Source organism: Streptomyces sp. NPDC059166, from assembly GCF_042755185.1.
Lineage (GTDB): Bacteria > Actinomycetota > Actinomycetes > Streptomycetales > Streptomycetaceae > Streptomyces.
This window is the reverse complement of the sequence record NZ_JBHZCI010000008.1, coordinates 141,232-154,749: the sequence shown is the minus strand read 5'-3', so window position 1 is coordinate 154,749 and position 13,518 is coordinate 141,232. Positions and strand designations below refer to the sequence as shown.

15 protein-coding genes are annotated in these 13,518 nt (G+C 71.4%); 9 read left to right on the top strand and 6 right to left on the bottom strand.

What is annotated here, in order from left to right; genetic code table 11:
• Positions 1–69: 69 nt before the first annotated feature.
• Positions 70–1,728, bottom strand: a complete 1,659-nt coding sequence (gene cdgB / locus ACFXOA_RS08790; RefSeq protein ID WP_385024108.1) for a diguanylate cyclase CdgB — start codon at positions 1,726–1,728, stop codon at positions 70–72.
• A gap of 348 nt (positions 1,729–2,076) precedes the next feature.
• Here cdgB and ACFXOA_RS08785 point away from each other — a divergent pair, with 348 nt between their 5' ends.
• Entirely contained in the window at positions 2,077–2,583 is a 507-nt protein-coding gene (locus ACFXOA_RS08785) for a flavin reductase family protein (RefSeq protein ID WP_385024106.1), read from the top strand.
• A gap of 206 nt (positions 2,584–2,789) precedes the next feature.
• On the opposite strand, the gene arfB is transcribed toward ACFXOA_RS08785, so the two are convergent.
• Complete coding sequence (gene arfB, locus ACFXOA_RS08780; protein WP_385024104.1) at positions 2,790–3,224, bottom strand: alternative ribosome rescue aminoacyl-tRNA hydrolase ArfB; 435 nt, start codon at positions 3,222–3,224, stop codon at positions 2,790–2,792.
• Between the two features lie 181 nt (positions 3,225–3,405).
• On the opposite strand from arfB, the gene ACFXOA_RS08775 reads away from it, so the two are divergent.
• The 5 genes from ACFXOA_RS08775 (at position 3,406) to ACFXOA_RS08755 (ending at position 7,883) form a co-directional block, all read left to right on the top strand.
• A complete protein-coding gene (locus ACFXOA_RS08775) occupies positions 3,406–3,981 on the top strand; it encodes a TerD family protein (protein ID WP_385024102.1) in 576 nt (191 codons plus the stop codon).
• 215 nt (positions 3,982–4,196) lie between these two features.
• On the top strand, positions 4,197–4,643 hold the full coding sequence (locus ACFXOA_RS08770) for a hypothetical protein (RefSeq protein ID WP_385024100.1): 447 nt from the start codon (positions 4,197–4,199) through the stop codon (positions 4,641–4,643).
• A 34-nt stretch (positions 4,644–4,677) separates the two neighbouring features.
• Positions 4,678–6,306 (top strand): hypothetical protein, encoded by a 1,629-nt coding sequence (locus ACFXOA_RS08765; protein WP_385024098.1) that lies wholly within the window; start codon positions 4,678–4,680, stop codon positions 6,304–6,306.
• Positions 6,285–6,869, top strand: a complete 585-nt coding sequence (locus ACFXOA_RS08760) for a hypothetical protein (RefSeq protein ID WP_385024096.1) — start codon at positions 6,285–6,287, stop codon at positions 6,867–6,869. The genes ACFXOA_RS08765 and ACFXOA_RS08760 overlap by 22 nt, the downstream gene beginning before the upstream one ends.
• Before the next feature lie 6 nt (positions 6,870–6,875).
• Positions 6,876–7,883 carry a hypothetical protein gene (locus ACFXOA_RS08755; protein ID WP_385024094.1) on the top strand — a complete coding sequence of 336 codons (1,008 nt, stop codon included), beginning with the start codon at positions 6,876–6,878 and terminating at the stop codon, positions 7,881–7,883.
• Positions 7,884–7,909: 26 nt separating this feature from the next.
• Here ACFXOA_RS08755 and ACFXOA_RS08750 read toward each other — a convergent pair whose 3' ends face one another.
• Positions 7,910–8,467: a heme-binding protein gene (locus ACFXOA_RS08750; RefSeq protein ID WP_385024092.1), complete on the bottom strand. Its 558-nt coding sequence runs from the start codon at positions 8,465–8,467 to the stop codon at positions 7,910–7,912.
• Between the two features lie 231 nt (positions 8,468–8,698).
• On the opposite strand from ACFXOA_RS08750, the gene ACFXOA_RS08745 reads away from it, so the two are divergent.
• The 3 genes from ACFXOA_RS08745 to ACFXOA_RS08735 all read left to right on the top strand — a co-directional run bounded on the left by ACFXOA_RS08745 (position 8,699) and on the right by ACFXOA_RS08735 (position 11,298).
• Positions 8,699–9,937, top strand: a complete 1,239-nt coding sequence (locus tag ACFXOA_RS08745) for a sensor histidine kinase (protein ID WP_385024090.1) — start codon at positions 8,699–8,701, stop codon at positions 9,935–9,937.
• Complete coding sequence (locus tag ACFXOA_RS08740; protein WP_385024088.1) at positions 9,934–10,566, top strand: response regulator; 633 nt, start codon at positions 9,934–9,936, stop codon at positions 10,564–10,566. Before ACFXOA_RS08745 ends, ACFXOA_RS08740 begins: the two co-directional genes overlap by 4 nt.
• 234 nt (positions 10,567–10,800) lie before the next feature.
• Positions 10,801–11,298, top strand: a complete 498-nt coding sequence (locus ACFXOA_RS08735) for a hypothetical protein (protein WP_385024086.1) — start codon at positions 10,801–10,803, stop codon at positions 11,296–11,298.
• 32 nt (positions 11,299–11,330) lie between these two features.
• Here ACFXOA_RS08735 and ACFXOA_RS08730 read toward each other — a convergent pair whose 3' ends face one another.
• From ACFXOA_RS08730 to ACFXOA_RS08720, 3 genes are read right to left on the bottom strand one after another with little or no spacing between them, the layout of a single operon-like run.
• Positions 11,331–12,029, bottom strand: coding sequence for a pentapeptide repeat-containing protein (locus tag ACFXOA_RS08730; protein ID WP_385024084.1), 699 nt, complete (start codon positions 12,027–12,029; stop codon positions 11,331–11,333).
• Between the two features lie 57 nt (positions 12,030–12,086).
• Positions 12,087–12,563, bottom strand: a complete 477-nt coding sequence (locus tag ACFXOA_RS08725) for a GNAT family N-acetyltransferase (protein ID WP_385024082.1) — start codon at positions 12,561–12,563, stop codon at positions 12,087–12,089.
• Between the two features lie 31 nt (positions 12,564–12,594).
• Positions 12,595–13,506: an aminoglycoside phosphotransferase family protein gene (locus tag ACFXOA_RS08720; protein WP_385024080.1), complete on the bottom strand. Its 912-nt coding sequence runs from the start codon at positions 13,504–13,506 to the stop codon at positions 12,595–12,597.
• Between the last annotated feature and the right edge of the window lie 12 nt (positions 13,507–13,518).

Genomic DNA, 13,518 nt, shown 5'->3' with positions numbered 1-13,518 from the left:
GCACGCGTCGAATTGCACTCGGCCCCCGGAAAAACCGGGCGGTGCACGGGGAGAGCCAGGGCGTGAACGTCAGCCGGCTCTGCGGTGAACCTTCGATCGGGACCGCTTCTCCACGTACATCCGCTGGTCGGCGGAGTCCAGGACCTCTTCCGCGGTCATCCCGCACTCCGCCCAGCCGATACCGAAACTCGCCCCGACCCTGACTGCCCGGCCGTCCACCCGGATGGGCGGAATGATGGCGTTACGCAAGCGTACGGCCAGATCCGCGGCATCTGCCCCTCCGAGGCCGTCCGCGAGGACGACGAATTCGTCACCCCCGAGCCGGGCGACCGTGTCACCGTCCCGCACGCAGGTGGTCAGCCGCCTGGCGACCTCGATGAGAACCGCGTCACCCGCGTGGTGCCCGAAGCGGTCGTTGATGGACTTGAAGCCGTCGAGATCGCAGAACAGCACCGCCAGCCCCTTGGTGCCGTCGTCGCGGTCGGGGTCCGGATCCGGCGCGACGATGTGCACGTGGTGGTCGTAGTGGCCGGCCCCCGGCGCCACCTCCCCCTCGTACCCGGTGCCGTAACCGCGCGCCGCGCTCTCCTTGTCCCCGTACGCCGCGTCCAGCGCCTCGACCACCGACGAGGTCATCGAGGCGTGAGGCCTCTCACAGAGCCGGGCGGCGAGCCGGGCGCGCAGCTCGGCGCGGTTGGGCAGGCCCGTGAGGGCGTCGTGCGAGGCCCGGTGCGCGAGGTGCAGCTCGTTGCGCTTGCGCTCCTCGATGTCCTCGACGTGCGTGAGCAGGAAGCGCGGCCCGTCTGTGGTGTCGGCGACGACGGAGTTGCGCAGCGACACCCAGAGGTAGGTGCCGTCCCGCCGCCCGAGCCGCAGCTCCGCCCGCCCTCCCTCGGCCGAGGTGCGGAGCAGGGTCCCGATGTCCTCGGGGTGCACCAGGTCCGCGAAGGAGTAGCGGCGCAGGACCGAGGCGGGGCGGCCCAGGAGCCGGCAGAGCGCGTCGTTGGTCCGCAGGAGCCTGCCGTGCTGGTCGCCGCCGATCTCGGCGATGGCCATGCCGCTGGGGGCGTACTCGAAGGCCTGCCGGAAGGATTCCTCACTGGCCCGCAGCGCCTGCTGCTCGCGTTCCAGCCGGACCAGGGCGCGCTGCATGTTTGCTCGCAGGCGTGCGTTACTGATCGCAATCGCCGCCTGGGAGGCGTACATCTGGAGCGCCTCGCGGCCCCAGGCACCCGGACGCCGGCCGTTGCGCGGCCTGTCGACGGAGAGGACCCCCAAGAGGTCCAGACCTCCGCCGGAGGCGTACATGGGCGCGTAGAGGCGGTCCAGGGGGTGCCACTCGTCCTCGAAGCGGGGCTCCGGCCCGTCGGTGTGCCACTGCGGTACGTCGTCGTCGAGGAGCACCCACCCCTCGGTGTGGGGTATGAACCGGAGGTCGTCCCACGCCTCGCCCATCGACAGCCTGCGCTCCCACGAAGCGCGGGAACCGATGCGTCCGGTGATCAGGGATTCCGCCGCACTGTCACCGGCGAACGCCGCAACGACCAGGTCACCGTCGGGGCGGACGAGATTCACACAGCCCAGCTCGTACCCGAGGCCGGTGACGATGCCGTCGGCGACGGACTGGAGCGTGTCCGCCAGGCTCCGCGCCGTGTTGAGGTCGGCGACCGCCTGGTGCAACTGCCGCATCGTCGCCAGGCGGACGTACGGCTCCGACTCGGCCTCCATCGCTCGCACTCCCCGGGACCTCGACAGCAACTCCAGGTTTCATATCGACGTACTTATCGCAGTGTCCCGGCAACTGAATCACAGTGAGCTGTGCACCCGGTACTCAGGGTCAGCAAAATGTGGCCTCTGTGAGTCAAGTCACAACAAACGGTGGGGTTTGGCCCGGATGCCCTCCAGCGCCGCACAGTCCTTGCCGAACGCAAAGCGGGGGGCCTGGTTCCGTGGTCCTAGGACCCGCCTGGTCCCCTGGGCCGATGCGTCGGCGTGACCACCGGGACTAGCGTGCCCGATGTGCTGCAGAAGACCGCTCCCGCCCCGGCCCCCGACACCGTCCCTCATGCTGAAGGGGTGAGCAACGACGAATTCCGTGCCGCCCTGTCGCGTCTCGCCGCGGGGGTGGTCCTGGTCACCGCGCAGGAGCCGCCGCTGGACGAGGACGGCCGCGGTGAGGACGCGGGCATGACGGCGACCGCGTTCATGTCGGTCTCCCTGGACCCGCCCCTGGTCATGGTGAGCCTGCGCAACGACTCGCGGATGGACGACCTCCTGGCCGAGCAGCCCCTGTGGGCCGTCTCGGTGCTGGCGGGCGACCAGCGGCACATCGCCGGACGGTTCGCCATGAAGGGGCGGATCAGCGACCGGCTGCTCTTCGAGGAACTGCCCTGCGTACGCGGCGAGTTCACCAAGGCTCCGCTGCTGGAGGGCGCGCTGGCGACCCTGGAGTGCCGCACCGAGCAGCGCGTTCCGGCCGGGGACCACACCCTCGTGATCGGCAGGGTACTGACGGCGTCCCTGCCGAGCGCGGACGGCGAACCGCTGACGTACTTCAAGGGCCGCTACCGGCAGTTGGGCTGACCGCCCGCAGCCGCCCTGCCGCGTCCGACGGCCCGTCCCACCGGGTGCGGCCGGAGCGCCCGTGTCCGACGACGGGTACCCACCGGGCGCGGCCGCCCCGCCGGGGTCCGACGGCCCGTACCCACCGGGCGCCGCCGGAGCGCCCGTGTCCGACGACCCGCACCCACGGCCGCCGCCGTGGCCGCCCGTGTCCGACGACCTGCCACCTACCAGTCGCGGCCGGAGCGCCCGCGCTTGGTGTCGCTCCGCTGCTTCTTCTCACGCAGGCGCCGTTCGTTGATGCCGCGCGGGACCTTCTTCTTGATGCGGGGCTTGGGCGGCGGCGCCGTGGCCTCCGCCAGGAGCGAGGCGAGCCGCACGGCGGCCGTCTCGCGGTTGCGCCACTGGGAGCGGTGCTCGGACGCGCGCACCGAGACCACACCCCCGACGAGCCGGCCCGCGAGGCGCTCCAGAGCCCGGGCCTTCCACACCTCGGGCAGGGCGTCGGTCGCCGCCAGGTCGAAGCGGAGCTCCACCTGGGAGTCGCTGGTGTTGACGTGCTGCCCTCCGGGTCCGGAGGACCTCGAGAAACGCCACATCAGTTCGGCCTCCGGCAGGGAGACCGAACCGCGGATGACATAGGGCCCGGACATGACACCCATGTTCCCCGCCTCCGGCCGGGTTCGTCACCTTGTTTTGCGGGCGTTAGCCCAGAAGTTCGGCAAAGAAAGTAAAGCGAGCAGGAACCTTGTGGTCTCTTGTCTGCGTTGGGACGGGTGACGGTAGCTTTCGTGAGGGCACGAGAGCCCGCACACGAGCACACGACGAGGAAAGGGACTTCCCATGGCTGTAAGCCTGTCCAAGGGCGGCAACGTCTCGCTCACCAAGGAGGCCCCGGGCCTGACCGCCGTCACGGTCGGCCTCGGCTGGGACGTCCGCACCACCACCGGCACCGACTTCGACCTCGACGCCTCGGCCATCGCGGTCAACGCCGCCGGCAAGGTGCACTCCGACGGCCACTTCGTCTTCTTCAACAACAAGGCGACGCCCGACCAGACGATCGTCCACACCGGCGACAACGTCACCGGCCAGGGCGAGGGCGACGACGAGCAGATCAACGTCAACCTCGCGGGCCTCCCGGCGGAGATCGACAAGATCGTCTTCCCGGTCTCCATCTACGACGCCGAGGCCCGCAGCCAGAACTTCGGCCAGGTGCGCAACGCCTTCATCCGCATCGTCAACCAGGCCGGCGGCACCGAGATCGCCCGCTACGACCTGAGCGAGGACGCCGCCACGGAGACCGCCATGGTCTTCGGCGAGCTCTACCGCAACGGCGCCGAGTGGAAGTTCCGCGCGGTGGGCCAGGGCTACGCCTCCGGCCTGCGCGGCATCGCCCAGGACTTCGGCGTCAACCTCTGACACCGCGGACTCCCCGGGAGCCCCCGTCCGGCCCTCGCCGGACGGGGGCTCCGTGCGTTCACGTCGCCGGCGTCGACGGGCAACCTCGGACGCGGGAGCCGACCGGTCATCGCGCGTAAATGACGCATCGGCCGTTCCGGGAGCCGGTACTTGTATGTTGGTATGCACTCGGTCACGACAATGCGCATGACCAAAGAAGCGGGGGCCCGGATCCCATGGCATGGGACGAGTGGGAACAGATCAAGTCGACCCAGCGTGAGAGTGCGACGGGGATGCGGCTGGACCAGCTCCCGGGCGACCAGGGGGGTCCTCCGCGCTACGGCCCCTTCGCCCCCTCCTTCGCGTCGTCTCCCGCCGAGAAGAAGGCCGCGGCCGACGCGATCGACGAGCACATTCTCGGCGACACACGTGCCGCGGGTAAGTGGGCCGACGAGGCCAACAGCGCGGCGGTCAAGGCGTTCGGCCCGAAGGACGGCGACGGCTGGGACACGGCGAGCGCGCTGAAGTCGGCGGACAAGGACTGGGACAGCTCGGTCCGGGTGCTCTGCAACCGACTCCTGTCGGAGAGCGCCGCCCTGCGCGAGACCCGCTTCCAGTTCCAGTCCGGCGATCTGCGCATCGGTACACAGCTCGGCAGCTCATCGAAGCTCAACGAGCTCTGAGGGGCGACGGACGGTGCCGAGTTACCACGAAGTCATGACGACCGACCTGTCCGCGCTGACCACCACCGCAGCCAGGTGGCAATCGATGGCGGGCGAACTGGCCAAGCAGGAGGCCGCCTACAAGCGCGATGTGCACGGAATCAGTCTCGGGCCGGCCTGGGTGGGCCAGAGCGCCGAGGCCGCCAACCGGCGCTTCGACATCACGCTCAAGGAGTACGCGGCGGCACAGACCGAGGCGAAGGCCATCGCCTCACTGATCAGGGACGCGCATGCCCAGTTCGTCGAGCTGCGGGGCAAGGTGAAGGCCGCGGTGAACGAGGCCGTCGCGGCCGGGATGACCGTCTCCGACCAGGGCCGGTGCCGCCTGGACTTCAGCAAGCTGACGGAGGACGAGCGCTTCACCGCCCACCACGACCCCGATCTGCGTACCACCGAGCAGTCGTGGACGGACCACATAGCCAAGGCCGTGCAGGCAGTCGCCGACGCCGACGCGGGATTCGCCCTGGCCATGAAGGCGGTCACCAAGGACGGCGACGAGCAGGACGGCACCAAGGGCGGCTTCAACCACGAGGCCACCGGCGACATCGAGGGCTACGAGGCGAAGGCCGCCGCCGCGACCGCGATGAAGCTCAACTCGGGCGAGAAGGTGTCCGCTGCGGAACTGGCCGAGCTGGAACGCTCCCTGCGGGACAACAGTGGCAACAAGGAGTTCACCCAGCCCTTCCTCACGAGGATCGGCGCGGACGGCACGATCAAGCTCGGCAACAAGCTGTTCGACATGGCTGCGAACGACAGGAGCAGCCGCACCGCGCTGCTCGGCATGCAGCGCGAGCTCGCCGACTCCATCGCGAACGCCACCAGGGACCCGGAAGGCGCCGAGGAACGCGCCTTCTACGACGAGTTCACCAAGGAACTCAAGGAGAACGGCACCAAGAGCTTCGGTGAGTCCAACAACCCGATCAAGGGCTACTCGGGATTCGTCGCCGTGATGAACATGGCCGACGAGAAGTTCGACCCCGACTTCATGACCGAGTTGGGCGACGACATGATCGCAGCCGAGAAGAAGGACAAGGATCTCTTCGTCCAGATCGGTGCCGGGCACGACGGCATCAGGGCCGACGCCATCGACAACCTCCTCGGCATCATGAGCCGCGACCCCGATACCGCGACCGCATTCCTGGACCCCGGCCCCGACCCGGACACGGGCAACGACAGGCTGGAATACCTCACCGGTCACGGTGAAGGCGCCCGCGAGTGGCCCAAGCTCATGCTCTCCCTGTACCCCCAGGTCGAGGTCGACGACCCGTACGGGCACGCCGGGCTCGGTGCGGCACTGGAGCCGCCACCACCGGCCACCCCCCGCTGGCCGAGGGCGAGTCCAACGGCCGCCCGGGCCCGCACAGCCCGGCCCAGGCCCGAGTCATGCAGAACACCATCGAGTTCCTCGACGCCGGGGCCTCGGGTGACGACGTACCGAAGAACATGCACCAGAACCTGGCGAACGCCCTGGCGGACTACGCGGCCGACAACCACAACATCCTCGCGGAGAACGACAGCCGCCGGTACGGCAGTCCGGAAGGGATGGAAGGCGTCTGGCAGGACGGCTCCGACGCAGGGATCGCCGTGGGCAAGGACTCGCTCATGCGGGTCATGCGCGGGGTGACGGAGGAAGCGGACACCGCCGACCTGCTCTACGCCACCCAGCGGGACTACGCCATGGAGCAGCTGGCCGACGCCCCCGCGCAGGGCGGTGAGGGACAGTTGCGGTGGATCAACCCCGCCAGCGACCTCGGCCAGGTCATGGGCGCGATGAACTCCATCGGTTCCGACGTGATCCTCGACCAGCGCGACGACAAGATCGACCAGACCAACGACCAGGCCAGGTACGCCTACCATGCCCTCGGAGCCCCGGTCACCGGCCTGCCGGTCCTGGGCGACACCACGCAACGGCTGATCGACGCGGCGACGTACGAGTGGTCCAAGGACGTCATCTCCGCCGCCGACTCGGCGGCCACGGAGAAGAACTCCGAGCACTACAACTCGGGCGTCGGCGGCACCTACAGTCTCATCGACGCCTGGGCCGCGGAGCGGGGCGTGGACGTCGAGGACCCCGAGAACACCAAGAACGACCCGAACTGGGACGCCTGGCAGGCCATGCGCAAGGAAGCCAAGCAGTCGTACTCGGGAGCACGTGGTGACGCCGCGACCTACCTCGGACGGGAATGAGCACGAGTGAGTACGGAAACATCCGGCAAGCGCCGCCGGGCATGGCTGGTCACGGCCGGCGTGTGCGTGCTGGCCGTGGCCGCCGGCCTGACAGTGGCCACGAACACCAACGCCCTGGGGCCCGGTGAACTGTGCGGCGGATGGCTCAGCAGCGAGGACGCCGGTAACAGCCTCGACGGCTTCGGCAGGATGACCGACAGCACCGACACCTTCGACGACTGCACCGTGGAGCAGTCCGGCTGGCTGCCGGGCACCACGGACGCGAAGGTCCGCCTCTCGGCCCGCGCCGTCACCGCCGAGCACCCCTTCGGCCGGTCCGAATGGGAGGCCTCCGGCACCCGGAGCATCCTGTCGGGCGGACTGCCCGGCGCCTTCGACACGCACGGCAACGGCTGGGTGTCCCTGCCGCCCGGCTGCGGCCCGCTGGGCACCTCGGGGGCCGAGGACGACCACACGGTCCTGCGTGTGGTCGTCGAGCAGGGGGACGCCGACCCGGCAGGACTCGCCCGGCTGGCCCAGGCGGCGGCCCGCAAGCTCGCCGCCGACCACGGCTGTGCGCCGGAAGGCGGGAACACCGGCAGGGGACTCGTCGAAGCATCGGCACCGGCGAAGAGCGACCCGGCGAAGGTGTGCGGCCTGGCCGGCTTCGCCCTCGCCCCCGGGGCTCCTGCGGACGAACCGCTGACGGAGCAGACCTCGGGTTCCCGCGACGACGCCTGGTTCTGCGACCTCTCCCTCGCACAACCCGCCACCGGGCTGCCCCGGGACGACCGCCGCGAGCCGTTCGCCCGGCTCGCGGTCGTCCGCAACCCCGAACTGCTCACCGCGGCGAAGGAGCGGCGCTTCGACCATGCCGTCTGCGGGGGCAAGGAGACGTACTTCGCGACGGACATCGCCAGCTACGTGTACTCCCCGGACACCCCGGGGGAGGAGGCCGCGGCAACCCTGGTCAATGCGTCCGACCTGACGGCCCGCTTCACCGCCGCCGCCCGAGTAGCGCTGGACTGCGGCTGACCCCGGAAGGGCCCTGGGACGGAAACCTAGCGCCCGAGGGAGGCGACGCCCGCGGCGGCGAACTTCTCGTCGAGGTCGCCGCTCGGGGCGCCCGCCACGCCGATACCCGCCACCGGAGCGCCCTTGACCTGCACGGGGGCGCCGCCGGCGAGGAACAGGGTGCCGGGGATGTCCTTCAGGTTGGGGGCCTGCTCCAGGCGCTTGACCAGCTCGGACGTCGGCGCGTTCCAGGAGACCGCGGTGTAGGCCTTCTTCACCGCGGACTCGGGGGACTGCGGGCCCGCGCCGTCGCCGCGCAGGGTGACGACCGTGTTGCCGTCACGGTCGACGACGGCCACCGAAACCCGCTGGTTCTCCTTCTTCGCGGCGTCCAGGGCCGCCTGCGCGGCCTTGGTCGCGGCGGCGACGGTCAGGTGGGTGGACTGCTGGAGGTTCCGGTCGGCGGTGTCGGCCTTCACGGCGACGGCGGGCGCGGCGGCCGGGGCGGACGCGCTCGCGGACATCGCGCCGAAGGTTCCGGCGCCCAGGGCCGCGACGGCGACGGCACCGGTCAGGACACGGGTGCGCGATGACAGCTTCTTCATGGTGGTCTCCGTAAGTTGTTGTCCGGCCCGGCTCCGAACCGTCCGGCTTCCTGTCATCGATCCTCCGGCCGGAACCGGGCCCGCCCGGTCGGCGTTCCGGCTGGAAGCCGCACCCGTGCCGGCTGACCGCTCCGTCAGCCGATCGGTTGATGCGGAGGCGGCCCCCGGAGGTGACCATGGGAGGTCTGCGCGGGTCCGCGCAGGTCAGCGACGAGGGAGCCGGGGTACGGGGTGCGGTGGAACGGGACCGGGCCGGATGCGGCGGACCGGGCAGGCGACCCGGACGCCCGGTGGCTGGCGCTCCTCATGCACGCCGCGTTCTTCCTGCTGCTCGGCGCCTCGCTCGCGCGCTTCCTGCTGCGCCACCCCGGCGAGACCCGCACCCCCTGGATCATCGCCCTGTCGGCCGTACTGGCCCTGCTCCACGCGCTCGGGCCGGTGCTCGGCTCACGGCCGACGCCCCGCAGGGCGGCCTGGCTCGGCCTCCTCGTCGTGGTGTGGATGGTGCTCGTCGTCCTCGCGCCGAGCTTCGCCTGGTGTGCCGTCCCGCTCTTCTACACGGGCCTGCGGATCCTGCCGCCCCGCGCGGCCCTGGCCCTGGTCGGGCTGCTCACCGTGTTCGTGGTGGCCGCGCAGCTCCGGCTGGCCGACGGCTTCGACCCGAACCTGGTCCTGGCACCGCCGGCCGTAGCCGCCGTCGCGACCGCCGTCTTCGTCCACACGCAGCGCCAGGCCGCCCGCCAGCACGCCCTGATCGACGATCTGCTGCGGACCAGGCGGGAGCTGGCGGCCACCGAGCGCCGTGCGGGAACCCTCGCCGAGCGGCAGCGGCTGTCGATGGAGATCCACGACAGCCTCGCCCAGGGGCTCTCCAGCCAGCAGATGCTGCTCCAGGCGGCCGACCGCTCCTGGGACGGCGACCCCGCCACCGCACGCCGCCATGTCCTGACGGCCACCGGCATCGCCGAACGCAACCTCGCCGAGGCACGCCGCTTCGTGCACGACCTCGCCCCGGCCGATCTCGCGGAGGGCGGCGGGCTGGAGGAGGCGCTGAGGACACTCGCCGCCCGGGAGACCGCCCAGGCTCGCGGCTCGCTCTCCGTGCGCTGCCATGTGGAGGGCGTCGCTGCCGCCCCGCTCCCCGACCGGGTGCAGTCCGCGCTCCTGCGGATCGCCCAGGGCGCCCTGGCCAACGTCACCGAGCACGCGGACGCGACCGTCGCGGCGCTCACCCTCACCCACCTCGACGACCGGGTCGTCCTGGACGTCGCCGACAACGGCCGGGGATTCGGCACCGGAGACCCGGACCGGACCGCCGAAGGCGTACGCGGCCACGGCCTCCCGGCGATGCGGGCCAGGGTCCGTCAGCTCGGGGGCACCCTGACCGTCGAGTCGGCCCCCGGGGAGGGCACCGTCCTTTCCGCGGCCGTGCCGCTCCCCCACGCGCCCACCCCGGAGGGACCCTCATGACCCGGCCCGTACGCATCCTGCTCTGCGACGACCACGCCGTCGTACGGGCCGGGCTGCTCGCGCTGCTCGGCGGCGAACCCGACATCGAGGTGGTGGGCGAGGCCGGCAGCGGTGAGGAGGCCGTCGCGCTCGCCTCCCGGCTCGGACCCGACGTGGTCCTGATGGACCTCCAGCTGGGCCCCGGGATCGACGGTGTCGAGGCGACCCGCCGGATCGCCGCCGAGGGGACAGGGACGGTGCACGTGCTCGTCCTCACCACCTACGACACCGACGCCGACATCACCCGCGCCATCGAGGCAGGCGCCACCGGCTACCTGCTGAAGGCGGAACGCCCCGAGGAGCTCTTCGCCGCGATCCGCGCCGCCGCGCAGGGCCGCACCACTCTGTCCCCGCCCGTCGCCAGCCGTGTCATGGCCCGGATGCGCAGCCCGAGACCGACCCTGACCGAACGCGAACTCGACATCCTGGGCCAGCTGTCCCGGGGGCTCGGCAACCGGGACATCGCGCGGGCCCTGTTCATCAGCGAGGCGACCGTCAAGACCCACCTGGGGCGGATCTACGAGAAGCTCGGTGTGGACACCCGCGCCGGAGCCGTCGCCGTGGCCAAGGAGCAACGGCTGCTGCCCTGACCGGACGCCCACCGGGCCGGCCACCCCGGCGCACCCTCCGGGCTCCGGCTCCCCCCGCACGGCACCCTGCGGGCTCCGGCTCCCACGGCACGGCACCCTGCGGGCTCCGGCTCCCACGGTGCACCGTCCGGGCCGGTTCCCCGCGCACCCGCCCGCCGCCGGGGCCGCTCGCCTCGTACGCCCCGCTCGCCCCGCCCGGCGCGGGGTGCCCGCACGGCATGACACCATCGAACCGTGCTCGACATCGGCTACTCCCTCTCCCGGCGCTTCCCGGACCCCCCGCAGACCGACTACCGCCGCGCGGACGTCCGCGCCCTGCGGCACGACCTGTTCTCCGGGGACGTCTACCTGGCCGACACCAAGGCCGACCGGGAAGTGTCCACAGCCTGGGGATGGGTCCCGGTGCTCGACTTCGCCTGGGCGCTCTGCGACATCGTCGAACAGATCGACCAGGATCCCCGGGGCAACCGCTCGCACCGCAGACAGCAGGCGGAACTCGACTTCACCGAGTCGTCCGACCTCATGTTCTTCGAGCGGCGGTTCGGCTGGGTCGACATCGAGGCCGACTGGATGCCCGGCGACGAACCGCCGCTCACCTTCAGCCACTCCCTGCTGCGCCGCGAGGCCCGCGACTTCCTGCACGACCTGATCGCGGACCTGTCCGACATGCACGAGGGCCTCGCGGACAACCCCGCCATCTGGGACCTCCAGGCCCGCTTCCCCCGCCTGTGAACCACTGACCGCTGCCCCTCCCGGGGACGCGTTCACGCCTCCACCCGCACCCCGATCTGCGCCGCGAACGCCGGGGCGAGCTCCATCAGCTGCACAGGGCTGATCACCGCACCCGCCAGCCGCTCCACACCCCGCGCGATGTCCAGCTCCGCGACCGCCCGCAGGTCCACGGAGTCCATCCGCGCCGACGAGAAGTCCGCACGCCTCAGCACACAGTCCCGGAACTCCACCCGCACCAGCTGCGCCTCACCGAAATCCGGCTCGGACAGCACACAGCCCTCGAACACGACGTCCTTCAGACGCGCCGTACGCAGATTCAGGTAGTCGATCTTCCCGCCGCGCACCACGACCCGCTCCAGCACCGCCCCGTGCAACTGCGCCCCGCCCAGCCGGGCGTCCACGACCTCGACATCCCGCAGCGACGCCCCCGCGAGATCGGTGCCCACCCCGCGCACGCCGGTCAGCACCGAGTCGATGAACCTGGCCCGCACCAGCTCCGCGCCGTCGAGCGAGCAGCCGCGCAGCTCGCAGTCCATGAAGCGCGCTCCAGGACCGGACGCGCCGCCGAGGTCCGTGCCCTCGAACCGCACCCCGTCGTAGTCGCCGTCAGGCTCCAGGCCCTCACCGTCGTACTCCACGAGCGACGGCAGCCGGACCTCGGGACGCCGCGCCGGAGCCACCCCGTCCTTCGCCGCCGCACCCCTGCCCGTCCTGCCGCTCGTCCGTGCCATGCCTCCATCGTGACGCACACCACCGACAACGGGACCAGCGCGCCCCGGACACCCCGCTCAGGCCGCGCCGAGCTCCGCGAGTGCGCCGTCCGTCAGCCGGTAGACCGTCCACTCGTCCTGCGGGCGCGCCCCGAGCGACTCGTAGAAGGCGATGGACGGGGCGTTCCAGTCCAGCACCGACCACTCCAGACGCCCGTACCCGCGCTCCACGCAGATCCGCGCCAACTCCCTCAGCAACGCCTTCCCGTGCCCGCCGCCGCGCCGCTCGGGACGCACGTACAGGTCCTCCAGGTACACACCGTGCACCCCGCGCCACGTCGAGAAGTTGAGGAACCACAGGGCGAAACCGACCACTTCGCCGTCGTCGTCGGAGACGGCCACATGGGCGTACGCGGCCGGCCGCTCGCCGAACAGGGCCTCGCGCAACTGCTCCTCGGTGGCGTTCGCCTCGTCGAGCGCCTTCTCGTACTCGGCGAGCTCACGGACCATGCTGTGGATGAGGGGGACGTCCTCGGCGGTGGCTGTACGAATCATGGGGGCAGCCTAAGGGCTGCCCCCGCTCCGCTCAGTCCCGTCCCAGCAACTGGCGGGCGATCTCCGCGTGGTCCGCGTACAGCCGCGTTCTCCCCAGCCGGATCCCCCACAGGGCGTTCTGCAGCACCCGCCCCAGCGTCCAGGCCCGCGCGCGCTCCCGGTCCAGGTCCAGCACCCCGCACAGCAGATCGAACCTCCACAGCACGGCGGACGCGTCGAACCGCTGGTCCAGCGCGGGAAACAGCTCGAACGCCGGGTCGCCGGCGAGCGGTTTGGGATCCAGGACCACCCACTCACCCGCCCTGCCCTCCTCCGCGCGCCCGGCAAGGATGTTGCCGTAATGCAGGTCCCAATGGAGCAGGCGGTCCCCCGGCTCCCCCGCGACCTCACGTACCGCCGCCGCGCAGTCCAGCAGCAGCCGCCGCTCACCGGCGTCCGCCAGGCCCGTCACCGCACCCCCAGCCGCCTCCAGCATCCTGACCACCGCGTCCCCCAGCCGGCGCATCCCCGGCGGAGCCTCCACCCGCACCAGCCGTGACAGGGACTCCGCCAGCACCCGCACCGCCTCCCGCGCGTCCGGCAAACCGGTCAACGGGCGGTGCTCGTCGAGGCGTTCCAGAAGCATCGTCCCGGTCCGCGCGTCATGCTCCAGCAGGCCCACCACCCCGGCACCGGCCACACCCCAGGTCCGTAGCGCGACGGGCTCCCCCACCGTCTCGTCGTCCACCATCTGAAGCTTCAGCGCCGCCGCCCGGCCGTCCGCCTCCCGCACCACCGGAACCACCAGCGCGCACATCCCGCACATCACGGCCCCGTCCCGCCGCAGACCCCACTCCTCCAGGAACCTCCCCACCAGCGCGGGCAGCGCGGCGCCGAACGCCCTCCCCTCCGCACCCTTGTGCAGACTGAGATTCACGGCCAGGTCGTCCGGAACATCGATCACGCCACGAGCGTA